Annotated in this window: 25 protein-coding genes, 4 tRNA genes and 1 other RNA gene; 14 read left to right on the forward strand and 16 right to left on the reverse strand. The window is 55.9% G+C overall.

Going from position 1 to position 26,340, the window contains the following annotated elements:
* Positions 1–34 precede the first annotated feature (34 nt).
* On the reverse strand, positions 35–1,450 hold the full coding sequence (gene gltX / locus MXM41_RS06625; RefSeq protein ID WP_325930634.1) for a glutamate--tRNA ligase: 1,416 nt from the start codon (positions 1,448–1,450) through the stop codon (positions 35–37).
* A gap of 257 nt (positions 1,451–1,707) precedes the next feature.
* On the opposite strand from gltX, the gene MXM41_RS06630 reads away from it, so the two are divergent.
* The 6 genes from MXM41_RS06630 (at position 1,708) to MXM41_RS06655 (ending at position 2,720) form a co-directional block, all read left to right on the forward strand.
* Positions 1,708–1,783 (forward strand) — tRNA-Val (locus MXM41_RS06630).
* A gap of 44 nt (positions 1,784–1,827) precedes the next feature.
* A tRNA-Val gene (locus MXM41_RS06635) sits at positions 1,828–1,903 on the forward strand.
* 46 nt (positions 1,904–1,949) lie between these two features.
* A tRNA-Val gene (locus MXM41_RS06640) sits at positions 1,950–2,025 on the forward strand.
* Between the two features lie 4 nt (positions 2,026–2,029).
* Positions 2,030–2,105 (forward strand) — tRNA-Lys (locus MXM41_RS06645).
* Positions 2,106–2,137: 32 nt separating this feature from the next.
* Positions 2,138–2,260: non-coding RNA, RtT sRNA (locus MXM41_RS06650), on the forward strand.
* A 121-nt stretch (positions 2,261–2,381) separates the two neighbouring features.
* Complete coding sequence (locus MXM41_RS06655; protein ID WP_325930635.1) at positions 2,382–2,720, forward strand: FlxA-like family protein; 339 nt, start codon at positions 2,382–2,384, stop codon at positions 2,718–2,720.
* On the opposite strand, the gene MXM41_RS06660 is transcribed toward MXM41_RS06655, so the two are convergent.
* Entirely contained in the window at positions 2,717–3,652 is a 936-nt protein-coding gene (locus tag MXM41_RS06660) for a LysR family transcriptional regulator (protein ID WP_325930636.1), read from the reverse strand. The genes MXM41_RS06655 and MXM41_RS06660 overlap by 4 nt on opposite strands.
* An 89-nt stretch (positions 3,653–3,741) precedes the next feature.
* Here MXM41_RS06660 and MXM41_RS06665 point away from each other — a divergent pair, with 89 nt between their 5' ends.
* On the forward strand, positions 3,742–4,740 hold the full coding sequence (locus MXM41_RS06665) for a bile acid:sodium symporter family protein (RefSeq protein WP_325930637.1): 999 nt from the start codon (positions 3,742–3,744) through the stop codon (positions 4,738–4,740).
* Here the strand turns inward: MXM41_RS06665 and MXM41_RS06670 are convergent.
* The 3 genes from MXM41_RS06670 to zipA all read right to left on the reverse strand — a co-directional run bounded on the left by MXM41_RS06670 (position 4,737) and on the right by zipA (position 8,033).
* Entirely contained in the window at positions 4,737–4,952 is a 216-nt protein-coding gene (locus MXM41_RS06670) for a DUF3820 family protein (protein ID WP_325930870.1), read from the reverse strand. The genes MXM41_RS06665 and MXM41_RS06670 overlap by 4 nt on opposite strands.
* 1 nt (position 4,953) lies before the next feature.
* Positions 4,954–6,969: an NAD-dependent DNA ligase LigA gene (ligA, locus tag MXM41_RS06675; protein WP_325930638.1), complete on the reverse strand. Its 2,016-nt coding sequence runs from the start codon at positions 6,967–6,969 to the stop codon at positions 4,954–4,956.
* A gap of 68 nt (positions 6,970–7,037) precedes the next feature.
* On the reverse strand, positions 7,038–8,033 hold the full coding sequence (gene zipA, locus MXM41_RS06680; protein WP_325930639.1) for a cell division protein ZipA: 996 nt from the start codon (positions 8,031–8,033) through the stop codon (positions 7,038–7,040).
* 230 nt (positions 8,034–8,263) lie between these two features.
* On the opposite strand from zipA, the gene cysZ reads away from it, so the two are divergent.
* The 5 genes from cysZ to crr all read left to right on the forward strand — a co-directional run bounded on the left by cysZ (position 8,264) and on the right by crr (position 13,107).
* Positions 8,264–9,025, forward strand: a complete 762-nt coding sequence (cysZ, locus tag MXM41_RS06685) for a sulfate transporter CysZ (RefSeq protein ID WP_325930640.1) — start codon at positions 8,264–8,266, stop codon at positions 9,023–9,025.
* 154 nt (positions 9,026–9,179) lie between these two features.
* A complete protein-coding gene (gene cysK, locus MXM41_RS06690) occupies positions 9,180–10,151 on the forward strand; it encodes a cysteine synthase A (RefSeq protein ID WP_039029656.1) in 972 nt (323 codons plus the stop codon).
* Between the two features lie 379 nt (positions 10,152–10,530).
* Positions 10,531–10,788: a phosphocarrier protein Hpr gene (gene ptsH / locus MXM41_RS06695; protein ID WP_000487600.1), complete on the forward strand. Its 258-nt coding sequence runs from the start codon at positions 10,531–10,533 to the stop codon at positions 10,786–10,788.
* A gap of 44 nt (positions 10,789–10,832) precedes the next feature.
* Entirely contained in the window at positions 10,833–12,560 is a 1,728-nt protein-coding gene (gene ptsI / locus MXM41_RS06700) for a phosphoenolpyruvate-protein phosphotransferase PtsI (protein ID WP_325930644.1), read from the forward strand.
* Between the two features lie 43 nt (positions 12,561–12,603).
* Positions 12,604–13,107, forward strand: a complete 504-nt coding sequence (gene crr / locus MXM41_RS06705; RefSeq protein WP_325930645.1) for a PTS glucose transporter subunit IIA — start codon at positions 12,604–12,606, stop codon at positions 13,105–13,107.
* A gap of 48 nt (positions 13,108–13,155) precedes the next feature.
* Here the strand turns inward: crr and pdxK are convergent, their stop codons facing one another.
* The 10 genes from pdxK to MXM41_RS06755 all read right to left on the reverse strand — a co-directional run bounded on the left by pdxK (position 13,156) and on the right by MXM41_RS06755 (position 21,441).
* Positions 13,156–13,992, reverse strand: coding sequence for a pyridoxine/pyridoxal/pyridoxamine kinase (gene pdxK, locus MXM41_RS06710; RefSeq protein ID WP_325930646.1), 837 nt, complete (start codon positions 13,990–13,992; stop codon positions 13,156–13,158).
* 5 nt (positions 13,993–13,997) lie between these two features.
* Positions 13,998–14,909: a cysteine synthase CysM gene (cysM, locus tag MXM41_RS06715; RefSeq protein WP_325930648.1), complete on the reverse strand. Its 912-nt coding sequence runs from the start codon at positions 14,907–14,909 to the stop codon at positions 13,998–14,000.
* A gap of 67 nt (positions 14,910–14,976) precedes the next feature.
* Entirely contained in the window at positions 14,977–16,071 is a 1,095-nt protein-coding gene (cysA, locus tag MXM41_RS06720) for a sulfate/thiosulfate ABC transporter ATP-binding protein CysA (RefSeq protein WP_325930650.1), read from the reverse strand.
* The gene (gene cysW / locus MXM41_RS06725; RefSeq protein WP_325930651.1) at positions 16,061–16,936 is read right to left on the reverse strand and encodes a sulfate/thiosulfate ABC transporter permease CysW; all 876 of its coding nucleotides are present in this window, start codon (positions 16,934–16,936) and stop codon (positions 16,061–16,063) included. Before cysW ends, cysA begins: the two co-directional genes overlap by 11 nt.
* A complete protein-coding gene (gene cysT / locus MXM41_RS06730; protein ID WP_032612989.1) occupies positions 16,936–17,769 on the reverse strand; it encodes a sulfate/thiosulfate ABC transporter permease CysT in 834 nt (277 codons plus the stop codon). Before cysT ends, cysW begins: the two co-directional genes overlap by 1 nt.
* A complete protein-coding gene (locus tag MXM41_RS06735) occupies positions 17,769–18,785 on the reverse strand; it encodes a sulfate ABC transporter substrate-binding protein (protein ID WP_325930653.1) in 1,017 nt (338 codons plus the stop codon). Before MXM41_RS06735 ends, cysT begins: the two co-directional genes overlap by 1 nt.
* A gap of 163 nt (positions 18,786–18,948) precedes the next feature.
* Entirely contained in the window at positions 18,949–19,848 is a 900-nt protein-coding gene (locus MXM41_RS06740; protein WP_325930655.1) for a Dyp-type peroxidase, read from the reverse strand.
* A 93-nt stretch (positions 19,849–19,941) separates the two neighbouring features.
* Positions 19,942–20,517 (reverse strand): RpoE-regulated lipoprotein, encoded by a 576-nt coding sequence (locus MXM41_RS06745; RefSeq protein ID WP_325930656.1) that lies wholly within the window; start codon positions 20,515–20,517, stop codon positions 19,942–19,944.
* Positions 20,518–20,579: 62 nt separating this feature from the next.
* Positions 20,580–21,029, reverse strand: coding sequence for a DUF2919 domain-containing protein (locus MXM41_RS06750; protein ID WP_325930658.1), 450 nt, complete (start codon positions 21,027–21,029; stop codon positions 20,580–20,582).
* The gene (locus tag MXM41_RS06755; RefSeq protein ID WP_142486647.1) at positions 21,016–21,441 is read right to left on the reverse strand and encodes a GNAT family acetyltransferase; all 426 of its coding nucleotides are present in this window, start codon (positions 21,439–21,441) and stop codon (positions 21,016–21,018) included. The genes MXM41_RS06750 and MXM41_RS06755 overlap by 14 nt, the downstream gene beginning before the upstream one ends.
* Positions 21,442–21,653: 212 nt before the next feature.
* Between MXM41_RS06755 and amiA the strand changes: the two genes are divergently transcribed.
* Together amiA and hemF are read left to right on the forward strand one after the other, a co-directional pair.
* On the forward strand, positions 21,654–22,529 hold the full coding sequence (gene amiA, locus MXM41_RS06760) for an N-acetylmuramoyl-L-alanine amidase AmiA (protein WP_325930659.1): 876 nt from the start codon (positions 21,654–21,656) through the stop codon (positions 22,527–22,529).
* Positions 22,529–23,428, forward strand: a complete 900-nt coding sequence (hemF, locus tag MXM41_RS06765; RefSeq protein ID WP_325930660.1) for an oxygen-dependent coproporphyrinogen oxidase — start codon at positions 22,529–22,531, stop codon at positions 23,426–23,428. The genes amiA and hemF overlap by 1 nt, the downstream gene beginning before the upstream one ends.
* Before the next feature lie 379 nt (positions 23,429–23,807).
* Here the strand turns inward: hemF and maeB are convergent, their stop codons facing one another.
* Positions 23,808–26,087 (reverse strand): NADP-dependent oxaloacetate-decarboxylating malate dehydrogenase, encoded by a 2,280-nt coding sequence (gene maeB, locus MXM41_RS06770; RefSeq protein WP_325930661.1) that lies wholly within the window; start codon positions 26,085–26,087, stop codon positions 23,808–23,810.
* Positions 26,088–26,340: the final 253 nt, after the last annotated feature.

The following is a 26,340-nucleotide window of genomic DNA, read 5'->3' on the forward strand; positions in this document are numbered from 1 at the left end:
AAACGGCAGGGAAACCTGCCGTTTTTGTTTCTGCTTACTGCTGGCTTTCGCGCTCAGCGATAAACTCCAGCGCTCTGTTGATACGCGCCACGCTGCGGGTTTTGCCAATCGCGTGCACCGTAACGTCCAGCGCCGGGGACTGACCCGCGCCCGTTACCGCCACACGCAGCGGCATACCGACTTTACCCATGCCGACTTCCAGCTCATCCGCTGTCGCCTGAATGGCCTGATGCACATTTTCAGCGCTCCAGTCAGTAAGAGCGGCCAGCTTATCGCGAACCACTTCCAGCGGCTGGCGTGCAACCGGGCGCAGGTGCTTCTTCGCGGCATCGGCATCAAACTCGTCATACTCTTCATAGAAGTAACGGCAGTTTTCAGCGATTTCTTTCAGCGTCTTACAGCGTTCGCCCAGCAGCTTAATCAGATCGGCCAGCTGTGGACCATTGCGGGTATCAATGTTTGCCTGCTCGATGTGCCACTGCAGCTGGGTAGCAACGTACTCTGGTGGCAGGGTATTGATGTAGTGATGATTCAGCCACAACAGTTTATCAGTGTTGAACGCACTTGCAGATTTACCCACCGCGCTCAGGGAGAAGAGCTGGATCATCTCTTCGCGACTGAAGATCTCCTGATCGCCATGGGACCAGCCCAGGCGCACCAGATAGTTCAGCAATGCTTCCGGCAGGTAGCCGTCGTCGCGGTACTGCATAACGCTGACCGCGCCGTGGCGTTTAGAGAGTTTTTTGCCGTCGTCGCCGTTAATCATAGAAACGTGCGCGTAAACCGGTACCGGCGCATTCAACGCTTTAAGGATATTGATCTGACGTGGGGTGTTATTGATATGGTCTTCGCCACGCACTACGTGGGTGATCGCCATATCCCAGTCATCAACCACAACACAGAAGTTATAGGTTGGTGAACCGTCTGTACGGCGGATAATCAGATCGTCCAGCTCCTGGTTGCTGAATTCGATCGGGCCGCGGATCTGATCGTCAAAAATGACCGAGCCTTCCTGCGGGTTAGCGAAACGCACCACGCACGGCTCATCCGCCGCGTGATGTGCATGATCGTGGCGGCAGCGACCGTCATAACGTGGCTTTTCGTTCTTCGCCATCTGTTCTTCACGCAGCGCTTCCAGACGCTCTTTGGAGCAGTAGCACTTATATGCAGTGCCCGCTTCAAGCATTTCATCAATAACTGCATTGTAGCGATCAAAACGTTTGGTCTGGAAATATGGGCCTTCGTCCCAGTCCAGATTAAGCCAGTTCATACCGTCCATAATGGCTTCGATTGCTTCCGGCGTGGAGCGTTCGAGATCGGTATCCTCGATACGCAGCACAAACTCACCGCCCTGGTTGCGAGCAAACAGCCAGGAATAGAGAGCAGTACGCGCACCGCCGACGTGCAGGTAGCCTGTCGGGCTTGGCGCGAAGCGAGTTTTGATTTTCATGAAGTGGCCTTACAGTGATAAAGATGCCGACAACCGGCATATCCTGGAAACTAAAGTGGGCAATATTCTATCACTCCAGCCTGATTCCTCAATCTTGTTGCTGCCAGATCGTTCTCTGTAGCCGTTTTTGTTTAGAAATCATGCATCACAGGCGGTTTTGCGATCGTTTTGTTTAATTTTACGACGAACGAACAAAATCTTTAGAAAAGGCGTTGACTCATTTTCAACTCTCCCTATAATGCGACTCCACACAGCGGGGGTGATTAGCTCAGCTGGGAGAGCACCTCCCTTACAAGGAGGGGGTCGGCGGTTCGAACCCGTCATCACCCACCAACTACTTAATGTAGTCTCCGCCGTGTAGCAAGAAATTGAGAAGTGGGTGATTAGCTCAGCTGGGAGAGCACCTCCCTTACAAGGAGGGGGTCGGCGGTTCGATCCCGTCATCACCCACCACTTTCTCGCCAGCTGGATTTCTTGCAGTAAAATGAAGTACCGAAGTGGGTGATTAGCTCAGCTGGGAGAGCACCTCCCTTACAAGGAGGGGGTCGGCGGTTCGATCCCGTCATCACCCACCACTTCGGGTCGTTAGCTCAGTTGGTAGAGCAGTTGACTTTTAATCAATTGGTCGCAGGTTCGAATCCTGCACGACCCACCAATGTAAAAAGGCGCCCTAAAGGCGCCTTTTTGCTGTCTGCAATTCCGACGATTCGAACCTGCCGCAGGTTCGGGCCGAACGAAGTGAGTCAACGGAGCCGCCCGCGGCGACGGCCCGAAGGGCGAGCGCAGCGAGTCATCCTGCACGACCCACCAATGTAAAAAGGCGCCCTAAAGGCGCCTTTTTGCTGTCTGCGATACCTACCCGTTCCGGTAGCCCTTCTCAAGCCCTTCAAATTTGTACCGATACCTCTTTTTTGGGCAAGAGACTCTCATCATGACAACCATTCATATATCAACACCTTCCACACAGACCCAAAGCAGCAGCGATGGCTCAGCCGGTAGCGATATTGCGTCACAAATCAGCCGCCTTACCTCACAAATCACGAAACTGACTAAGCAGCTGAAAGATGTCGCCAACGGCAGCGGCACGGCTGAAGAGAAACAAACTCAGCAGGATCTGCTGCAGGCACAAATCAGAATGCTGCAGGCGCAGCTGGAGCAGTTGCAACGCCGCCAGGCGGAAGAAGCTCAGCAGAAGCAGGAGAAACAGCAGGGTAAAGTGGAAGGTGTTAATGCCCATTTTGCTGAATACCAGATTGATATTTACGTTTAAGTATCCTCAGTAATAAAGAGCGGATCGCGTGTGCGGGCCAGTGTCAGCCGCTGTGCCTGCATACGCACCACCTCCCACAGCGCCTGCGCGGCCCCTGAAAGCGAGCGATTTTTGCGACGGACAAGCATCAGCTTGCGCTCGATCATCGGCGTGAAGCGCTTGACCGTTAACCGGCTCCCCTGCGGCAATGGGAGCGCCAGCGCCGGCAGCACGCTAATCCCTATTCCGGCCTCCACCATTGGAAAGAGCGTGGCGGGATGGCCAATCTCCTGCACAATCGTCGCCCTCACCTGCTGCTTAGCCAGGGCCGCATCGATCAACGGTCGGCTGCCAGAGGCGTAATCCTGTAATACCAGTTTGGCCCCCTGAAGCGCCTGCCAGGTGACTTTCTCTTTTGCAGCCAGCGGATCGTCGTCACGACAGAGCAATAAGAAGGGCTCTGAAAGCACCTCTTCGCACTCCAGGTCGCTAACCGGCCCCGGATCGATAACGATGCCAAAATCCACTTCCCCCAGGCGAATACTCTCCAGCACCCACTGCTGCGGTCGGTCATGCAGTACAAAATCGATATCCGGGTACTGCTGATTGCTCTGTGCGATACAGTGTGGAATTAAGTGCGCCGAAATCGTCTGGCTGGCGGCAACGCGAACCGTACCGGAAAGCTGCTGCCCTACCCGCCCCACATCCCGCAACGTGCTGGAGAGCTCATCCAGGATCCTCTCCAGCCGGGCAGCAAGCTGCTGGCCCGCTTCCGTCAGTACCACTTCACGAGTGGTTCTGTCGATCAACCTTACGCCGGTCTGCTGCTCCAGCTCCTTCACGCTATGGCTGACCGCTGACTGGCTCAGTCCAATGATCGCCCCCGCGCGGCTGAAACTTCTGGCTTGCGCGACGGTGACAAACACACGCAGCTGTCGTAACGAGTAATTCATCTGTTTTACTCATGAATTGATGCAATAAATCAATTTTATTTCTCAAACGGATAAAAGCACAATAGCGCTATCTGTTTTCAGGAGTGTTTATGAAACTTTCCCGCATCCTTGACCCGTTCACTATCATCTTGATTGTCGTTGTCCTGCTTGCCTCTTTCTTCCCGGCCCGCGGCGGCTTTGTCCCCTTTTTTGAAAATTTAACCACTGCTGCCATCGCGCTGCTGTTCTTTATGCATGGGGCAAAGCTCTCCCGCGAAGCGATTATCGCTGGCGGCAGCCACTGGCGACTGCACCTGTGGGTAATGTGCAGCACCTTTGTCATTTTCCCGGTGCTGGGCGTGCTATTTGCCTGGTGGGCGCCGGTTAACGTTGACCCGGCACTTTATACCGGCTTCCTGTATCTGTGTATTTTGCCTGCCACGGTGCAGTCGGCGATCGCCTTTACCTCTATGGCGGGCGGTAATGTCGCGGCCGCCGTCTGTTCAGCGTCAGCCTCCAGCCTGTTAGGGATTTTTCTCTCGCCGCTGCTGGTAGGGCTGGTGATGAATATGCACGGGGCGGAAGGGAGCCTGGACCAGGTGGGCAAAATCATGCTCCAGCTGCTGCTGCCGTTTGTACTGGGACATCTTTCCCGCCCGTGGACCGGGGCATTTGTGGCGAAACATAAGAAGTGGATCGCCAAAACCGATCAATCATCCATTCTGCTGGTGGTCTATTCCGCGTTCAGTGAAGCCGTGGTAAATGGCATCTGGAATAAGGTTGGGGTGGGATCGCTGCTGTTTATCGTGGTGGTCAGCCTGGTATTGCTGGCGATTATCATTGCCATCAACGTCTTTGCCGCACGCCGCTTCGGGTTTAACAAAGCCGACGAAATTACCATCGTCTTCTGCGGATCGAAAAAGAGTCTGGCAAACGGCATCCCGATGGCCAACATTCTGTTTCCAGTGTCGGTAGTTGGGATGATGGTGCTGCCGCTGATGATCTTCCACCAGCTGCAGCTTATGATTTGCGCGGTGCTGGCGCGTCGCTACAGGCGCCAGACCGATGAGCTACAGGCCCGGGAGCAGGCCCGCGCGGCAAAGGTTTAAGGACGTCTCAGGGGCTGAACCAGCTGGGTCAGCCCTTCGGTTTTAATCAGTAGCGTCAACGCCATGAGCTCACCAAGATGCCCGGCAGGAAATTCATCCTTACGGGCAAACCACAGCAAATACTCCTCCGGCAAGTCAATCAGCCGTCGGCCTTTATACTTCCCGAACGGCATCTCAGTATTGGCTATCTCAACAAGCTGCGCTTTGTCCACGTTACTCTCCCAGCAGACGCAGCATTTCGGCTTCGTCGATGACCGCAATACCCAGCTCCTGCGCTTTCGCAAGTTTAGAGCCAGCCGCTTCACCGGCAATCACCAGGTCGGTTTTCTTCGATACGCTGCCTGCCACTTTTGCGCCCAGCGCGACCAGACGCGCTTTGGCATCATCGCGCGAGAGCTGGCTCAGGCTGCCGGTCAGCACCACGGTTTTACCGGCGAACGGGCTGTCGATCTCTTCAGCATTGATTGCTACCGGCGTTGGCCAGCGGATACCTTCGTTAAGCAACTGGCCGATAACGTCGCGGTTGCTCTCTTCTGAGAAGAAGTTAAAGACATGGGTAGCCACAACAATGCCGACGTCCGGTACCTTTTGCAGTTCCTCAACGGTGGCCTTTTCGAGCGCTTCCAGCGTACTGAAATAGGCCGCCAGCCCGGCCGCCGTCGCCTCCCCCACTTCGCGGATCCCCAGCGCATACAGGAAACGGGCAAAGGTGGTCTCTTTGGCCTTTTCCAGCGCATCGGCCACGTTCTGCGCGGATTTCGGCCCCATGCGATCCAGCCCGGTAAGTTTACCTGGGGTCAGGCGGAACAGGTCAGCAGGGGTATGGACATACTCTTTCTCAACCAGCTGGTCGATGATTTTGTCGCCCATGCCGTCAACGTCCATCGCCCGGCGGGAGACAAAATGCTTCAGCGACTCTTTACGCTGGGCACCGCAGACTAAACCGCCGGTACAGCGAGCAACGGCCTCACCCTCGACGCGTTCAACGTCTGAGCCGCACACCGGACAGTGAGTCGGAAACTCTACGGCGCGCGTATCTTCAGGACGTTCTGATTCAACCACGTTAACAACCTGCGGGATCACGTCCCCGGCACGTCGAATCACCACTTTATCGCCAATGCGCAGCCCCAGGCGGTCGATCTCATCGGCGTTATGCAGGGTTGCATTGCTGACCAGTACCCCGGCGACCTGCACGGGCTCCAGGCGCGCGACCGGCGTTATCGCCCCGGTACGACCCACCTGGAACTCCACATCACGCACGAAGGTCATCTGCTCCTGCGCGGGGAATTTAAAAGCTACCGCCCAGCGCGGCGCGCGAGCCACAAAGCCAAGCTGCTCCTGCAGGGCAAGAGCGTTAACTTTGATTACCACCCCGTCGATATCAAACCCCAGCGTCGGACGATCGACTTCAACCTGACGATAAAACGCCAGCACCGCTTCCGGCGAGTCACACAGCTGAACCCGATTACTTACCGGCAGCCCCCAGGCTTTAAACTGCAGCAGGCGACCCAGATGAGTATCGGGCAGCTCTCCTCCTTCCAGGATGCCTACGCCATAGCAGAAAAACGTCAGGGGGCGCTTCGCGGTAATGCGCGGATCCAGCTGGCGCAGCGAACCTGCAGCAGCGTTGCGAGGGTTAGCGAAGATCTTCCCGCCGGTGCGGCGCGCCTCTTCGTTAATTTTTTCAAAACCCGCCTGCGGCAGAAACACTTCGCCACGCACTTCCAGACGTGCCGGAATGTTCTCGCCATGTAATTTGAGCGGAATGGCGCGAATAGTGCGCACATTGGCGGTAATATCCTCGCCTGTGGTGCCGTCGCCACGGGTGGCGGCACGAATCATCACCCCGTTTTCGTACAGAATACTGACCGCCAATCCATCCAGCTTTAGCTCGCAGCACCAGCTGAGGGCATCGGTCTGCTTCAGGCGATCCTGGACGCGTTTATTGAACGCCAGGAAGCTCTCTTCATCAAAGACGTTATCCAGCGACAGCATGGGCACTTCATGGCGCACCTGACTGAAAAAGGCCAGCGGTGCTGCCCCCACGCGCTGGGTCGGTGAATCCGGCGTGATTAACTCGGGGTACTGCGCTTCAAGCTCGCGCAGTTCACGCATCAGACGGTCATATTCTGCGTCCGGAACTTCCGGTGCATCCATCACATGATAGAGATATTCATGGTGGCGAAGCGTGGTTCGCAGTTCGGTGAGTTGTTGTTCGATTGAGTCCATGTCGCACCATTAATGAGAAAAACCCCCGACATGCGGGGGTTGAGGCGGTGTGAAACAAACGCGAAGGTTTACGCGTTAGCTTCTTTAACTTCGCGGATGCGGTCCTGATATTCACGCAATTTTTGCGGCGTCATCATTCGACGCTGATCGTCGAGCACCATACCGCCGACTTCATCGGCAATATGCTGAGCGGACTGCAGCATCAGCTTAAAGTTTTGCAGTTCATCGCCATACGATGGCACCTGCATGAAGATAGTCACGCCCGGGGTGGTGAAATCACCGGTCATCTCAGGATCAAAGGTTCCCGGATTGACCATATTCGCCAGGCTGAACAGCGATGGACCGCTACCGTCAGGGCTGAGGTGACGATGGAAGATATTCATATCACCAAACTTAAAGCCCGCCTGATGAATGCTGTTAAGCAGCAGCTCGCCATTGAGGGCGGTTCCCTGGTGGGCCGCAACGCTCATGACAATCACCGTCTCTTTACGCTGGGGTTTTTCAACCACGGGCGCGGCTTCGACAACCGGCTCTGGCTCTGGCGCTGCGGCAGGTGCTGGCGCAGGGGCCGGTTGCGGCGCAGGAACGGGTTGCTGAGCCGCGGGCGCGACAGGCTGCGGCGCGACGGGCTGAGGCTGAGGTTCAGGCTGAGCGGCATACTGAGGTTGTTGCACCGGCTGCTGGCGCGCAGGTTCGTGCTGCTGCGGTTGCGGCTGGTGTACCGGTTCGGCCACAGGCTGCGGCGCAGCGGGACGTGGCTGAGCAGATGCGTAAGGCGGCTGGTACTGATGCTGCGGAGGCTGACGAGGCGCTTCGTGCTCCCCATGGCCTGCGCCGGGCGCAGTATTGGCCCGATGAACGCGTACTTCACCCACACCCTCGTCTTCCATGTCTTCGATATCGTCATCGCTATCGTCGTCACGGTTAGACTTCATGCGCTTCAGTGGGCGATCGCGAAACATAGAAGAGCGCTCTTTACGGCTGGTCCAGAAACCATGTACCAGTAAAGCGATTATGGCGATCGCGCCAACAATGATTAATATCAGACGCAAATCCTGCATCATTATATTCTCTGTTGTTCTAACACCTTGCCACCACGGCAAACATTTACTCACTAAGAGTATTTGCCGATTACGTCAAGTGCAAGTGCGTGCAGAGCATTCGCAGCATAAAGATGAGCTAAATCGTGCTTTTTGCTGTTTTTTCGAACATTTCCGAACTGGTCAACGTGCCGCAACTGGCTAATATAGGCAGGCAATTTCACTGGTTGTGATAAAAGGAGCTCAACCTGGTTATGGTTTCATCGACATCTTCCCCTTCACGCAGCGGCGTCTGGTACTTTTCACAGGGCTGGAAACTGGTTTCACTGCCCGGCATCAGACGTTTTGTGATCCTGCCTCTGCTGATCAACATCCTGCTGATGGGGGGCGCCTTCTGGTGGCTGTTTACCCGTCTGGACAGCTGGATCCCGGCGCTCATGAGCCATGTTCCCGACTGGCTGCAGTGGCTGAGCTATCTGCTATGGCCGATTGTGATCGTTTCGGTTCTGCTGGTGTTTGGCTACTTCTTCTCAACCCTTGCTAACTGGATTGCAGCCCCCTTTAACGGTCTGCTGGCCGAACAGCTTGAAGCCCGACTGACGGGTGCCACGCCGCCGGACACCGGGGTAATGGGCGTCCTGAAGGACCTGCCGCGTATTATGAAACGCGAGTGGCAAAAGCTGGCGTGGTATCTGCCTCGCGCCATCGTGCTGCTACTCCTCTATTTTATTCCGGGTATCGGGCAGACCGTAGCGCCCGTACTGTGGTTCCTGTTCAGCGCATGGATGCTGGCCATCCAGTATTGCGACTATCCGTTCGACAACCACAAAGTGCCCTTTAAAGAGATGCGCACCGCTCTGCGCAGCCGCAAGGTTGCCAATATGCAGTTTGGCGCCCTGACCAGTCTGTTCACCATGATTCCGTTCCTTAATCTGTTCATCATGCCGGTGGCGGTGTGTGGAGCGACGGCGATGTGGGTGGATTGTTACCGCGACAAACATGCTTTGTGGAAATAAGTTAAAAAGAGGGGTGGCTTATGCCGCCCCTTATTCCATACTGATCCCCATTATTTCTATGCAGCATATAGATATGCGAATTCCTTACTTCCCCATACTTATGCAACAGGTATGCTGGGTCGGTATCCCAATTTCAAACAGTTAAGGACAGGCCATGAGTAAGATTTTTGAAGACAACTCGCTGACTATCGGTCACACGCCCCTGGTTCGACTGAACCGTATCGGTAATGGACGCATTCTGGCGAAGGTGGAATCTCGTAACCCAAGCTTCAGCGTGAAATGCCGTATCGGTGCCAATATGATTTGGGATGCGGAAAAGCGTGGCGTGTTGAAACCTGGCGTTGAGCTGGTTGAGCCAACCAGCGGTAACACCGGTATCGCGCTGGCCTACGTCGCCGCAGCGCGCGGTTATAAGCTGACGCTGACCATGCCAGAAACCATGAGTATTGAACGTCGCAAGCTGCTGAAAGCGCTGGGTGCAAATCTGGTATTAACCGAAGGCGCAAAAGGGATGAAAGGCGCTATTCAGAAAGCCGAAGAAATTGTTGCCAGCGATCCGGCCAAATATCTACTCCTTCAGCAGTTCAGCAACCCGGCTAACCCGGAAATTCACGAGAAGACCACCGGCCCGGAAATTTGGGAAGATACCGACGGTCAGGTTGATGTCTTTATTTCTGGCGTTGGTACCGGCGGTACGCTGACGGGCGTCAGCCGTTATATTAAAGGCACAAAAGGTAAAAAAGATCTTATTACCGTTGCCGTTGAGCCAACCGATTCTCCCGTAATTGCCCAGGCGCTGGCCGGTGAAGAACTGAAGCCTGGCCCGCATAAAATTCAGGGTATTGGCGCAGGCTTTATTCCTGGCAACCTGGATCTGAAACTGATTGATAAAGTGGTGGCTATTACCAACGATGAGGCCATCTCTACCGCACGCCGTTTGATGGAAGAAGAGGGTATTCTGGCGGGTATCTCCTCCGGTGCTGCCGTTGCCGCCGCGCTGAAATTACTCGAAGATGAAACCTTTACCAATAAGAATATCGTGGTTATTCTTCCATCGTCGGGTGAGCGTTATTTAAGTACTGCACTGTTTGCCGATCTCTTTACTGAGAAGGAACTGCAACAGTAGTGCCAAAATGTAAATATCGCGTAAAAAAGCACCCATCCGGGTGCTTTTTTGTGGCCTGCTTCAAACTTTTATCTCTTCCGGCATTGCTCAACCCTGTTGGCTCTGGTATTTAAGCTGACAATTATTTTGAAGCACGAAATTAATCGTTCACGGAATTCGCGCTGCTGAATCGATTTTATGATTTGGTTCAAGTCTTGCTTTCGCGGCATAATGTTTAATGTCGAGCGAGACGTCAGCAGCCTGACATGCCAGCACCGGAATACGTTTGACACATTTGTGCCGCGTGCCGTTAAGCCGGTGCTAACAATACAGGCTAAAGTCCTGCCGCCAGGCTAGACTTTAGTTCCACAACACTAAACCAATAAGTTGGGGAAATACAATGTTCCAGCAAGAAGTTACCATTACCGCTCCGAACGGTCTGCACACCCGCCCTGCTGCTCAGTTTGTTAAAGAAGCGAAAGGCTTCACTTCTGAGATCACTGTGACTTCCAACGGCAAAAGCGCGAGCGCAAAAAGCCTGTTCAAACTGCAGACTCTGGGCCTGACTCAGGGCACCGTCGTGACCATCTCCGCTGAAGGCGAAGACGAGCAGAAAGCAGTTGAGCATCTGGTTAAACTGATGGCTGAGCTCGAGTAAGTATCCGGGTTCTTTTAAATATCAGTCACAAGTAAGGTAGGGTTATGATTTCAGGCATTTTAGCATCCCCGGGTATCGCTTTCGGCAAAGCACTTCTGCTGAAAGAAGACGAGATCGTCATTGACCGGAAAAAAATTTCTGCTGATAAGGTAAATCAGGAAGTTGAACGTTTTCTGAGTGGCCGTGCAAAAGCATCTGCGCAACTGGAAGCGATCAAAACTAAAGCTGGCGAAACTTTCGGTGAAGAAAAAGAAGCCATCTTCGAAGGGCACATTATGTTGCTCGAAGATGAGGAGCTTGAGCAGGAAATCATAGCCCTGATTAAAGATAAAGGCATGACGGCGGATGCCGCTGCGCATGAAGTTATCGAAGGTCAGGCAACTGCCCTGGAAGAGCTGGACGATGAATACCTGAAAGAGCGTGCGGCTGACGTGCGTGATATCGGTAAGCGCCTGCTGCGCAATATTCTCGGCCTTGCCATCATCGATCTGAGCGCCATTCAGGACGAAGTCATCCTGGTTGCAGCCGACCTGACCCCGTCAGAAACCGCACAGCTGAACCTGAACAAGGTCCTGGGTTTCATCACTGACGCCGGTGGCCGTACCTCCCACACCTCTATCATGGCGCGTTCTCTGGAGCTACCAGCCATCGTGGGTACCGGTAGCGTCACCGCTCAGGTTAAAAACGACGACTATCTGATTCTGGATGCCGTAAACAACATGGTTTACGTCAACCCAACCAACGAAGAGATCGAAAAACTGCGCACTGTTCAGGAGCAGGTTGCGACTGAAAAAGCGGAACTCGCTAAGCTGAAAGACCTGCCAGCCATTACCCTGGATGGTCATCAGGTAGAAGTGTGCGCAAACATCGGTACCGTGCGCGACGTCGATGGCGCTGAGCGCAACGGCGCAGAAGGTGTTGGTCTCTATCGTACCGAATTCCTGTTCATGGACCGTGACGCCCTGCCAACCGAAGAAGAGCAGTTTGCTGCCTACAAAGCGGTTGCTGAGGCCTGTGGCTCTCAGGCTGTTATCGTCCGTACCATGGACATCGGCGGTGACAAAGAGCTGCCGTACATGAACTTCCCGAAAGAAGAGAACCCGTTCCTGGGCTGGCGTGCCGTGCGTATCGCGATGGATCGTAAAGAGATCCTGCGCGACCAGGTCCGCGCTATCCTGCGTGCGTCCGCTTTCGGTAAGCTGCGCATCATGTTCCCGATGATCATCTCTGTTGAAGAAGTTCGTGCACTGAAGAAAGAGATCGAGATCTTTAAACAGGAACTGCGTGACGAAGGTAAAGCATTCGACGAAGCTATCGAAGTTGGCGTAATGGTAGAGACCCCAGCGGCCGCCACCATTGCCCGTCACTTAGCGAAAGAAGTCGATTTCTTTAGTATTGGTACCAACGACTTAACCCAGTACACCCTGGCAGTTGACCGTGGTAATGATATGATTTCACATCTTTACCAGCCAATGTCTCCATCTGTGCTGACGCTTATCAAGCAAGTTATTGATGCTTCTCATGCTGAAGGTAAATGGACAGGCATGTGTGGTGAGCTTGCAGGCGATGAACGTGCTACACTTCTGTTGCTGGGTATGGGTCTGGACGAATTCTCTATGAGCGCCATTTCCATCCCGCGCATCAAGAAGATTATCCGTAACACGAACTTCGAAGATGCGAAGGTATTAGCAGAGCAGGCTCTTGCTCAACCGACAACGGACGAGTTAATGACGCTGGTTAACAAGTTCATTGAAGAAAAAACAATCTGCTAATCCACGAGATGCGGCCCAAATTACTGCTTAGGAGAGAAGGCTAATGGGGTTATTTAGTAAGCTGTTCGGTGACAAAGGCAATAGCGACAACGGAACTATTGAGATTGTTGCTCCGCTGTCTGGTGAAATCGTCAACATCGAAGACGTGCCGGATGTCGTTTTTGCTGAAAAAATCGTTGGTGATGGCATTGCTATCAAACCGACCGGTAACAAAATGGTTGCACCGGTCGACGGGACTATCGGCAAGATTTTTGAAACCAACCACGCGTTCTCTATCGAATCTGATAGCGGTATTGAGCTGTTCGTTCACTTCGGTATCGACACTGTTGAACTGAAAGGCGAAGGCTTCAAGCGTATCGCTGAAGAAGGCCAGCGTGTAAAAGTTGGCGACCCGGTCATTGAATTCGATCTTCCACTGCTGGAAGAGAAAGCCAAGTCTACCCTGACTCCGGTTGTTATCTCCAACATGGACGAAATCAAAGAACTGATCAAACTGTCTGGCAGTGTTACCGTGGGTGAAACCCCGGTGATCCGCATCAAGAAGTAATTTCTTGCCGCACAGAAAAATGGCGCCTTCGGGCGCCATTTTTGTTTGTCAGGCTGGCAGGACCAGCTCGTCGTAGCCTGCCTGCTGGGTGTACTGCATAACCTGCGTCACCCTGTCCCCTGCCCGGCTTATCGCCGCGGCCACGCTCTCGTGCTGCACCAGCGCGCTGACCAGCTCAGAACAGAACAGATCACCGGTGCCTTTCAGATCGGCCTGGATGCGTGGGTGAGCGCTCACCGTCACGTTGTCATGGGTCACTAACACCACGTGAATAGTGTCAGCATCACCGGCGACAGGTGCGCTGGTAATCGCCACCCACTGCAGCGTATCGGAGAGTAACCCTTTTGCAGCGGCAATGGCGCTGGCATTATCCCGGCAGGTTTGGCCACTGAGCACCTCCAGCTCGTAGACGTTCGGTGTAATGCCCTGCGCCAGGGGCAGCAGATGCTGGCGGTAAGCTTCAGGGATCTCCGGTTTGACGTAGGTTCCGCTGTCGGTGTCACCAATGACCGGGTCCACCAGGATAAGTACCTCTGGATGCTGCGCCTTAACCGCCCGCAGCCAGTCCGCCAGCAGCATAATCTGGCTGGCGCTCCCCATATAACCAGTCGTGACCGCTTTCAGCTCCCGCAGAACGTCGCGCTCATCCAGCGCTTTCAGATAGCCGCTGAACCACTCATCGGGGATCACCCCACCGTAAAAGGTGTCGTAATGCGGGGTATTACTGAACAGCACCGTTGGTACCGCCGTTACGTTCAGGCGATGCTGGCGAATATTGGGTACAGCAATACTGTTACCCACGCTGCCGTACACCACCTGCGACTGCACAGCCACGATATCGCTCTGCTGCGCCCGGGTTTTGTCCCGGAATAAAATCATCTCCATCGCGTTTAGATCCCTGCGCCCTGCGCATAGCTCTCCTCACCAAACACGCCGGTAGACAAATAGCGATCGCCGCGATCGCAGATGATCGCCACTACCACCGCTCCCGGCACTGCCTCTGCAATCCGCAGTGCGCCCGCTACCGCGCCGCCAGAACTGACGCCGCAGAAAACGCCTTCGCGCACGGCCAGTTCACGCATGGTATTTTCCGCCTCGCGCTGGTGAATATCCAGTACCTGGTCCACCAGTGAAGCATTAAAGATGCCCGGCATGTACTCCGCCGGCCAGCGGCGAATACCCGGTATGCTGCTGCCCTCTTCCGGCTGCAGTCCGACAATGGTGACCGCCTTTTCCTGCTCGCGCAGAAAACGGGAGACGCCGGTGATGGTACCCGTGGTCCCCATGCTGGAGACAAAATGGGTGATGCGACCTGCGGTCTGCTGCCAGATCTCCGGGCCGGTGGTGGTGTAATGAGCATAGGGGTTATCGGGATTGTTAAACTGATCCAGCAGCTTACCTTCGCCCCGGTTCGCCATCTCAAGGGCCAGATCGCGGGCACCCTCCATCCCCTGCTCTTTGCTGACCAGAATTAACTCGGCACCGTAGGCCAGCATGGCGGCACGGCGCTCCTGGCTCATGTTGTCCGGCATCAGCAGCTTCATGCGATACCCTTTGAGCGCGGCGATCATCGCCAGCGCAATGCCGGTGTTGCCGCTGGTGGCCTCAATCAGCACGTCGCCGGGGTGGATTTCACCGCGCTTTTCGGCCTGAACAATCATCGACAGGGCTGCCCTGTCCTTAACCGAACCGGCGGGATTATTGCCTTCAAGTTTGATCCAGATTTCACTGCCATTGTCCGGCCCCATGCGCTGGAGTTTGACCAGAGGAGTGTTGCCGATGGTTTGTTCGAGTGTATTCACGATTTTTGCTCAATAAAAAGCCCGGTAAGCGCAACGCCACCGGGCGATAAACATACTGATTAACCTATCAGGCGGATTCGGCCAGAGCAAGATCCTCACGCGTTTCGATACGCTCTTTGCCATGATAAATGCGGGCATGCTGCAGCCCAACGAACAGGCGCTCGCCCCGGAATGGCGGCTCTTCGTCACGCATCACCACCGTCAGCGGTTCGCTGTACCAGCCGAGCGGCTGCACCACCAGCTGGGTATAGTGACCTTTCGGGCTGGCTTCCAGCACCTGTACCGGCAGCGGCGAGTCGAGGCTGGTACGACGGCTGACGTCCACTTCCCAGGGGCGCAGGAACAGATCGACCGGGCCCTGATACGCCGGGGTGTAGCCCAGCGGCCAGCGGTGGGCGCCGACATGGAACTGACCGCCACGCACGTTACCGTGCAGACGGTTAACTTCGCCCATAAACTCCAGCACAAAACGGGTCGCTGGTTCACGCCAGAGCTGCTCAGGCTCATCAACCTGCTCAATATTCCCCTGGCTCATCACCACGACCCGGTCGGCCACTTCCATCGCCTCTTCCTGATCGTGAGTCACGAAGACGCTGGTGAATTTCAGCTCTTCATGCAGCTGGCGCAGCCAGCGACGAAGCTCTTTACGCACCTGCGCATCGAGCGCGCCGAAAGGTTCGTCCAGCAGCAGAATTTGCGGCTCAACCGCCAGGGCGCGTGCCAGAGCCACACGCTGTTTCTGGCCGCCGGAAAGCTGGGCCGGATAACGGTCAGCCAGGTGCGCCAGCTGCACCATTTCCAGCAGTTTGGTGACTTTCGCCTTGATGGTCGCGGCGTTCGGACGTTCACGACGTGGCAGCACCGTCAGGCCGAAGGCGATGTTGTCGAACACCGTCATGTGGCGGAACAGGGCGTAATGCTGGAACACGAAACCCACTTTACGGTCGCGCGCATGCAGGCGGCTGACGTCGGTGCCATGGAAGCGGATGTGCCCGCTGGTCTGATGCTCCAGACCGGCGATAATACGCAGCAGCGTGGTTTTCCCGGAGCCAGAAGGGCCCAGCAGCGCCACCATTTGTCCGGAAGGGATATCCAGTGAGATATCGTTCAGCACCTGGGTGCGACCAAAGGACTTCTTAATATTGGCAATCTCAATGCTCATGATTTCCCTCCTGATGCTGGCGTTTGGCCTGATTCTCTAAACGCCACTGCACCATACTCTTTAAAAACAGGGTCAAAATAGCCATCAGCGTTAGCAGGGCTGCGGCGGTAAAGGAACCGACGGTGTTATAGTCCTGCTCCAGCAATTCAATTTGTAACGGCAGCGACAGCGTTTCGCCGCGGATCGAGCCGGAGACCACCGACACCGCACCAAACTCACCGATCGCGCGGGCGTTGGTCAGCACCACGCCATACAGCAGCGCCCAGCGGATATTCGGCAGGGTGACGCGACGGAACATCTGCCAGCCGGATGCGCCCAGCAGCACCGCCGCTTCGTCTTCGTTGCTGCCCTGGCTTAACATCACCGGCACCAGCTCACGCACCACAAACGGACAGGTGACAAATACCGTGACCAGCACCATGCCCGGCCAGGCGAACATGATCTGTAAGTTATGTTCATCCAGCCAGCCGCCCAGCGGGCCGTTGGAGCCGTAGAACAGCAGATACACCAGACCGGCCACCACCGGTGAGACCGCAAACGGAATATCCAGCAGGGTCAGCAGCAACTGGCGGCCCGGGAAGTTAAAGCGGGTAACCAGCCAGGCCAGCAGAATGCCGAACACCAGGTTCACCGGCACGGTGATAAGTGCAATCATCACCGTCAGCCAGATGGCATGCAGCATGTCCGGGTCCGCCAGGTTTTGCAGCGCGGGCATAATCCCTTTGCTGAACGCCTGGACAAAGATGTAAACCATCGGCACGACCAGTATGAAGGCCGATACCAGCACACCGGTGCCGATCAGGACCCATTTTCCCCAGTTAATGCGGGGAGCGTCGTAGCGTTTCAATTGAGTGATTTCCGCCATCAGTGACCTACCACGCGTCGACCAAAGCGACTTTGCAGAGTGTTAATCGAGAACAGCAGCAGCAGCGAAGCCGCCAGGATCACCGAGGCAATGGCGCTCGCCGCCGGGTAATCGAACTCCTGCAGGCGAACAAAAATCATCAGCGAGGTGACTTCGGTTTTCCACGCGATGTTACCGGCGATAAAGATCACCGCGCCAAACTCACCGAGGCTGCGGGTGAACGACAGCGCCACGCCTGCCAGCAGGGCCGGAGAAAGTTCTGGCAGTACCACCTTGCGAAAGCTCTGCCAGCGGGTCGCACCCAGCGTCTCTGCCGCCTCTTCATATTCCGGACCTAACTCCTCCAGCACCGGCTGCACGGTTCGCACCACAAAGGGGATGCTGGTAAAGGCCATCGCCACCGCAATGCCGAGCCAGGTATAGGTCACTTTGATATCAAACTTCGCCAGCCACTCGCCGTAAAAACCGTTGACGGAAAACAGCGAGGCCAGGGTTAAACCCGCCACCGCGGTAGGCAGCGCGAAGGGCAAATCCATCAGCGCATCCAGCAGCGTGCGGCCCGGGAAGCGGTAGCGGGTTAAGATCCACGCCATCAGCAGGCCAAACACGCCGTTAAAAATGGAGGCGACAAACGCCGACAGCAGCGTCACCTTATAGGCTGCCACCACCTGCGGGTTACTGATCACCTCCCAGTACTGGGACCAGCTCATCTCAGAGAGCTGAACCACCAGCGCGCTGAGCGGTAATAACAAAATCAGACAGACGAACAGCAGGCTGGTCCCGAGGCTTAAGGTAAAGCCCGGCAGCACACGTCTGGAGGAAACTGCAAACATTACTTACGCCCCGCCGCCAACAGTTTGTCTAACTCACCGCCGCTGGCGAAATGCGTTTTCATCACCTCAGGCCAGGAGCCAAAATGATCTTCCACGCGGAACAGTTCGGTCTGCGGGAATTTGTCTTTCAGCTTGTTCATTACCTCCGGATTATTCACGCGATAATAGTAATCGGTGATCACCGTCTGGGCCTGCGGACTGTACAGATAGTTGAGATAGGCTTTCGCCGCTTTCTCGGTCCCGTTGGCTTTAATGTTTTTATCCACCCACGCTACCGGGAACTCTGCCAGAACGTTGGTTTTCGGGATAACAACTTCAAAGCCCTGGGCTTCGTACTGCTTACGAATGTTGTTCACTTCTGATTCAAAGCTAATCAGCACATCGCCCAGACCGCGCTCAGCGAAGGTGGTCGTCGCCCCACGGCCGCCGGTATCGAACACTTCAACGTTTTTCAGGAACTGGGTCATGAACTGTTCGGTTTTGGCTTTATCGTTGCTGTCAGCTTTGTCCGCGGCGCCCCAGGCGGCCAGGTAGGTGTAACGGGCATTGCCGGAGGTTTTCGGGTTCGGGAAAATCAGCTTCACGTCAGAACGCACGAGGTCGTTCCAGTCGTGGATGTTCTTTGGGTTGCCCTTACGCACCAGGAAGCCCATGGTGGAGTAAAACGGCGAGCTGTTGTTCGGCAGACGGCTCTGCCAGTCGGCAGGGATCAGCTTGCCTTTGTCGTGCAGGATCTGCACATCGGTAACCTGGTTATAGGTCACCACGTCGGCCTTCAGCCCCTGCAGAATGGCCAGCGCCTGTTTCGACGAGCCGGCATGAGACTGCTTAATGGTCAGCTTGTCGCCGTTGTTCTCTTTCGCCCACTGCTGCTCAAAAGGCGGATTCAGGGCGGCGAAGAGCTCGCGCGAAACGTCATAAGAGCTGTTCAACAGCTCGGTTGCCTGCGCCTGAGCGACCAGCAACACAGATGCTGCCAGCACCAGCGATCCTTTTTTCAGTACAGTAACGGCCATTGCGCACCCTTAAAATGTGATGTTTTTCTCAGGGCCATCATATTTATAACGAGTACTAAAGGAGTAACGGTTTTATATACCGTTTGGTGATTTGCAAGCAGAAAAGGGAATAAGGATAAATTCCCTCTCCCCTGGGGGGAGAGGGTAAGGGTGAGGGGTGTTTTTACAGCGCCAGCAGCCGCTCGATGGACGGCGCGAAGTAGTAACCGCCGGTCACCGGTCGGGTGAAGCGCAGCATTGCGTCGCGCTTGCCATCGGTATCGCCAAACATGCTCAGCAGCTGCTGCTCAATGTTATACAGGCGCGCACAGTAGGCGCAGAAATAGAGGCCGTGCGTACCGCTGGCGGTGCCATACGGCAGACTCTGGCGGACAATCTTCAGCCCTTTGCCGTCCTCTTTCAGATCCACGCGGCTCAGGTGCGAAGTGACAGGGCGTTCGTCGCCGTCGATCTCTTCGTTGGCCTCTTTGGTGCGGCCAATCATCATCTCCTGGTCGTGCACGCTCATGCGGTTAAGCTGTTTAAGGTTATGCTCCCAGCGCTGAACGAACACATAGCTGCCGCCCGCGTCCACGCCCTCTTTGATCACTGCCACTTCACGACGGGTTTCATCCCCTGCCGGGTTTTCGGTGCCGTCAACGAAGCCGCTCAGGTCGCGCTCTTCCACCCAGCGGAAGCCGTGGATCTCTTCTTTTACCTCCACGCAGTCGCCAAAGGCTGCCATCGCGGCCTGCGCAATGGAGAAATTCACGTCGTGACGCAGAGAGAGAATGTGGATCAGCACGTCGTACTGGGTGGCCGGCGCCAGGCCTTTGCCGTAAGGGACAAAGTCTTTCAGCTCTTGTGCCCCTTCCCCGCCGCTCAGCTGGCGCCAGACGTTGTGACCAAAGGCCACCACCGCGCCACAGTGCGCATCCGGGAATTTGGCCTGGAAGGTGGCCACGTTATCAATAAAGATTTTGCTGGCCGCACGCAGGGCATCGACATCCCCTTTTACATTGGCTTCGATCCAAATCGCCGCGCGGCAATGTTCTGGCAAAATGCCACTCTGAACCTGAGACATCGCTCCTCCTGAAAAAAAGATGCCACGAGGTCGTGGCATGGTTGGCGGCGATTATACCCGCTTTTTTAACGAGGCGGCTTGTCCAGGCGCAATTTACTGCTGCCAGATAATTTTGCTGACTTTCCAGTTTTTCAGCGCATCATCAGAAGGCATCAACCCTTCCGGGCCGTTCCAGGTTCCACTGAACCGGTAGCTGATATGCTGGCTGCCGTCAGCCTTGCACTCTACCGCCATGCTGTCTTCGTCAGGGGCGCTGATGCAGTTGCCGTAGGCCTTCTGATACAGATCGCTGAACGGGGTACCGATCTTCACCCCGCTGTCGGTTTCAATATCACCATCCAGCACTTCAATGCGGGTAACGCTGTTTTTTTCACCGTTAATCACCAGCGCCAGCCGATCGTCTTTCAGCGCTTCGAAATAGTGCACAATGTTGCCGTTCTGCGTTCTCATGCCGCTTCGCAGTCGGTAATCACCGCCTAATGCCGATTCGATGGCGCTCTGTTCCAGCGGCGTGGCGGCGGTGAGATCCCCAACACCCTGCTCGGTCACGTTAGTCGATGACCCGAACCAGTTCCAGGGATAAGCCGCAGACCAGTTAACGGCGGAGAGCGTTGAACAGCCCGTCAGGACAACGGGGAGCGCGCATAACAGTAAACGCAGCGATTTCATCGGGAGTTCCTTTCTGGTTATTTGAACGCTTGTTGGAGTACAGCATCGCTAAAAAGTGCCGTTTAATCTTTCTCGAGGGTAAAACAGGCGCGCAGACGGGGATGGGTCAGCAGCCACAGCAGCGCCACAATGTCGGCCACCACCAGCGCGATCCCCACGCCGCTCAGGGCTTCGCCTTTCAGCCACAGCAGGGGCTGCCAGCACAGCAGAACACACTGGGCGAGGATCAGCAGCCCGCACAGCGCACGCCACAGGCGTGGATAAAGATGGCGCCGCCCGCTCAGTAAAAACGCCAGCACCGCCGGGATCCCCGGCAACAGCCCCAGCCAGAAGCTATCGTGATCGGGATAAAACAGGTTCAGCAACGTGTTGCCCTGATCGCGGGAAGCACCGGCCATCACGAACAACACCCAGGTGCGGGCCTGGAGCAGCAGCACGCACCAGAACAAAAACGGCAGACGAACCCGCCCCTGGCTGTCGTAATCACCCGGGTGAAAATCAATACTCTTCATCTTCTATCAGGCGTTTGCCCAGCGTCAGCACGTCGGCATGTTCATAGTTAAGACGCTCGTACATGCCCAGCACCACGTCATTATCTTCCCGCACCATGATCTGTATTTTTGGGCATCCGCGGGCGATCAGTTTTTTCTCCAGACGATTCAGCAGCGCGTTAGCAATACCGCGTCCGCGAAACTCCGGGTGGACGCCGAGGTAGTACGCCGAGCCGCGATGCCCGTCGTAGCCGCCCATCACGGTACCCACCACTTCGCCGTTGACCTCCGCCACCAGAAACAGACTGACGTCATGATTGAGCTTACGCTCAATGTCCATCTCCGGATCGTTCCACGGTCGCAGTAGATCGCAGCGCTCCCAAAGGGTGATCACCTCTTCGAAGTCTGCCTGGCGAAAAACGCGTATCTCCATGGTATTAACCGCCTTTTTGGGTTTAAAAACTGTGATTATGACGCGAACGCCCTCTTTCGCCAATATCCTGCGAAAAACCTCTGAAAATTTGGCATAATGGCACTTTGTCACGTATTGAAATGAAAAGTAAAACAATTCGCCACATGGACTGTCGTAACGCAAAAGACGATACGATATAACACCAGGACCCCAATTTTTACAATTCAGGCCGCATGAGCACATTCAAACCATTAAAAGCACTCACATCGCGTCGTCAGGTACTCAAAGCGGGGCTGGCGGCCTTAACGTTAACGGGCATCGCAAAGCAGGCTCAGGCAAAAGACGAGAGCACCCTTAAAACCAGTAACGGTCACAGCAAGCCAAAAAGCAAAAAATCTGGCGCGAAGCGTCTGGTGATGCTCGATCCGGGCCACGGCGGCATTGATACCGGCGCCATTGGCCGTAACGGTTCGAAAGAAAAACACGTTGTGCTGGCGATTGCAAAAAATGTCCGGTCGATTTTACGCAGCAACGGTATTGACGCCCGCCTGACGCGCACCGGCGATACCTTTATTCCGCTGTACGACCGCGTTGAGATTGCCCACAAACACGGCGCGGATCTGTTTATGTCGATTCATGCTGACGGCTTTACTAACCCTTCTGCAGCGGGCGCATCGGTGTTTGCTCTCTCCAACCGTGGCGCCAGTAGCGCCATGGCAAAATACCTCTCCGACCGGGAAAACCGCGCCGACGAAGTCGCCGGAAAGAAAACCACCGATAAAGATCATCTCCTGCAGCAGGTGCTGTTTGACCTGGTGCAGACCGATACCATCAAAAACAGCCTGACGCTCGGCTCGCATATTCTGAAGAAGATTAAGCCGGTGCACCGCCTGCACAGCAAAGGCACCGAGCAGGCAGCGTTTGTGGTGTTAAAATCGCCGTCGATTCCGTCCGTGCTGGTGGAAACCTCTTTTATTACTAATCCGGAAGAGGAGCGTCTGCTCGGTACCGCAGCGTTTCGCCAGAAGATCGCCAACGCGATCGCCTCCGGGATTATCAGTTACTTTAACTGGTTCGATAACCAGAAAGCGCACTCCAGGAAACGTTGATGAAACCCAATGCACAGCTGGTCAAAGCCTTCCTGCTGCAACTGCAGGATGACATTTGCCAGAAACTGAGCGCCGTCGATGGCGGTGAATTCCAGCAGGATGAGTGGCAGCGCGAAGCCGGTGGCGGCGGGCGCAGCCGCGTCCTGCGCAACGGCGGCATCTTCGAGCAGGCCGGGGTCAATTTTTCCCACGTGCACGGCGACGCCATGCCCGCCTCCGCCACTGCACACCGCCCGGAGCTGGCAGGCCGCAGCTTTGAGGCGATGGGCGTCTCGCTGGTGGTTCATCCCCATAACCCGTTCGTGCCGACCAGCCACGCCAACGTGCGCTTTTTTATCGCCGAAAAACCGGGTGCCGACCCGGTGTGGTGGTTTGGCGGCGGCTTCGACTTAACGCCTTTTTACGGCTTTGAAGAGGATGCGCGGCACTGGCACCAGACCGCCCACGATCTGTGCCAGCCCTTTGGCGATGAGGTCTACCCGAAATATAAAAAATGGTGCGACCAATACTTCTACCTGAAGCACCGTGACGAGCAGCGCGGCATTGGTGGCCTGTTTTTTGACGATCTGAACACGCCGGATTTTGATACCGCCTTCAGCTTTATGCAGGCGGTGGGCAATGGCTATACCGAGGCTTATCTGCCGATTGTCGAACGGCGCAAAAACCACGATTACGGCGTGCGCGAGCGCGAGTTCCAGCTCTATCGCCGCGGACGTTACGTGGAGTTTAACCTGGTGTGGGATCGCGGGACGCTGTTTGGCCTGCAGACCGGCGGGCGCACGGAGTCGATTCTGATGTCGATGCCGCCGCTGGTGCGCTGGGAATACAGCTTTGAGCCAAAAGAAGGCAGCCGTGAGGCTGCCCTGAAGGACTTTATTAAGGTTCGGGACTGGGTTTAGTTTCCCCTCACCCTAACCCTCTCCCCAAAGGGGAGAGGGAACCGCACGGAACCGCCTTTTCACCCTCGCCTCTCTGGGGAGAGGGAACCGCACGAAACCGTCTTTTCACCCTCGCCCCTCTGGGGAGAGGGAACCGCACGGAACCGTCTTTTCACCCTCGCCCCTCTGGGGAGAGGGAACCGCACGGAACCGTCTTTTCACCCTCGCCTCTCTGGGGAGAGGGAACCGCACGGAACCGTCTTTTCACCCTCGCCTCTCTGGGGAGAGGGAACCGCACGGAACCGTCTTTTCACCCTCGCCCCTCTGGGGAGAGGGAACCGCACGGAACCGTCTTTTCACCCTCGCCCCTCTGGGGAGAGGGACGGGGTGAGGGGCCCGCTTACAGCGGCTGCGTCTGCGCCTCTACCACCGCCAGTGCCACCATGTTCACAATACGACGCACCGAGGCAATCGGCGTTAAGACGTGGACCGGCTTCGCCACCCCCATCAGTACCGGCCCTACGGTTACCCCTTCTGAACTGGAGACGCGCAGCAGGTTATAGCTGATACGCGCGGCCTCCACGTTCGGCATAATCAGCACGTTGGCCGAGCCTTTCAGCGGGCTGTCCGGCATACGTTCGTTGCGGATGCTCTCCACCAGCGCGGCATCGCCGTGCATTTCGCCGTCGATCATTAGCTCCGGCGCGCGCTCCCGCACCAGTTCCAGAGTCTGGCGCATTTTGCAGGCGGCTGCGGATTTGGATGAGCCAAAGTTAGAGTGCGACAGCAGGGCCACCTTCGGTTCGATACCAAAGCGACGCACCGTTTCCGCCGCCATCACCGTAATTTCCGCCAGCTGTTCCGGGGTCGGATCGTCGTTGACGTAGGTATCGGCAATAAAGGTGTTACCGCTTGGCAGCAGCAGCGCGTTCATCGCCCCGGCGGTATGCACTCCTTCGCGATAGCCGAAGATCTCCTGCACCACGCTGAAGTGCTCGTGATAGTCGCCGATGGTGCCGCAGATGAGCGCGTCGGCCTCGCCGCGGTGCACCATGATCGCCCCGATCACCGTGGTGTTGCCGATCACCGCCCGCTGCGCCTGCTCCTGGGTGATCCCCCGACGTTTCATAATCGCGTAGTATTCGCTCCAGTACTCTTTGAAGCGCGGATCGGATTCATTGTTGACGATCTCAAAATCGACGCCCGGCTTGATCTGCAGACCCAGCTTCTGGATACGCATCTCAATTACGCTCGGACGCCCGATCAGAATCGGCTTCGCCAGCCCGAGGCTTACCAGCTCCTGGGTGGCGTGCAGGACGCGCGCCTCCTCCCCTTCTGCCAGCACCACGCGTTTTGCGTCTTTGCGCGCCTGGGAGAAGATCGGCTTCATGAACAGGTTGGTTTTGTAGACGAACTCGGTCAGCTTATCGACATAGGCGTCGAAGTCGGTAATCGGGCGCGTCGCCACGCCGGAGTCCATCGCCGCCTTTGCCACCGCCGGAGCAATTTTAACAATCAGGCGCGGATCGAACGGCTTCGGAATAATGTAATCCGGGCCAAAGCTCAGATCCTGATCGCCGTAGGCCGAGGCCACCACTTCGCTCTGCTCCGCATGGGCCAGTTCGGCAATGGCGTGAACCGCCGCCAGCTTCATCTCTTCGTTGATGGCGGTGGCGCCGACGTCCAGCGCCCCGCGGAAGATGAACGGGAAGCAGAGGACGTTGTTCACCTGGTTCGGATAGTCTGAGCGACCGGTACAGATAATCGCATCCGGCCGCACCGCTTTCGCCAGCGGCGGCAGGATCTCCGGCTCCGGGTTGGCCAGGGCGAGGATTAACGGCGCCCGTGCCATCTTCAGCACCATCTCTTCAGTGAGCACTTTCGGGCCAGAGCAGCCAAGGAAGATGTCCGCGCCCTCCATCACGTCGGCCAGGCTGCGTTTGCCATCATCGTCCACGGCGTAGGCGGCTTTGGTCTCCGCCATATTGGCTTCGCGCCCTTTGTAGATCACCCCTTTGGAGTCGCAGACCACAATGTTGTGCTTCTGCATACCCAGCGCCACCAGCAGGTTCATACAGGCAATGGCTGCCGCGCCCGCGCCGGAAACCACCATACGCACGTCAGAGAGATTTTTCTCCACCACCCGCAGGCCGTTAAGGATAGCGGCAGTGCTGATGATTGCCGTCCCGTGCTGATCGTCGTGGAACACCGGAATGTTCATGCGCTCACGCAGTTTCTGCTCGATATAGAAACATTCCGGTGCTTTGATGTCTTCGAGGTTGATGCCGCCAAAGGTCGGCTCCAGCGCGGCCACCACGTTAATGAATTTATCCGGGTCGAGCTCATCCACTTCAATATCGAACACGTCGATACCGGCGAATTTCTTGAACAGCACGCCTTTACCTTCCATCACCGGTTTACCGGCCAGCGCCCCGATATTGCCCAGTCCCAGTACCGCCGTACCGTTGGAGATCACCGCCACCAGATTGCCGCGCGCGGTGTATTTATAGGCTGCCAGCGGATCTTTTTCGATTTCGAGGCACGGCGCAGCCACGCCCGGAGAGTAAGCCAGCGCCAGATCGCGCTGGGTCGCGAGAGGCTTGGTCGGAGAAACCTGAATTTTGCCGGGAACGGGGAATTCATGAAAATCGAGGGCACTCTGTTTCAACTGCTCATCCATTGTAGGGTTCCTTTCACTTATCGTTCAAAAAGGGTGATGTTGTTATGGTCCTGATGTTCACCCTGGCGTGGCGGACAGTATCGCCGTTGCATGCCGTTCAAACTTTGAAGGCTGCCAAACTCTCACCATCCAAAACAAAAATTGTTATCAATTTATAACAACCATGTTACCTGTCCAGCGAAGCAAGACCATGTCCGTCTGCTATGCTTTTTTGTTAAGTACGTCGCGAAATTCACAGAAGTGTGTTTCTAAG

Origin of the sequence: Leclercia adecarboxylata, from assembly GCF_035787115.1 — a bacterium.
Classification (GTDB): domain Bacteria; phylum Pseudomonadota; class Gammaproteobacteria; order Enterobacterales; family Enterobacteriaceae; genus Enterobacter; species Enterobacter adecarboxylatus_E.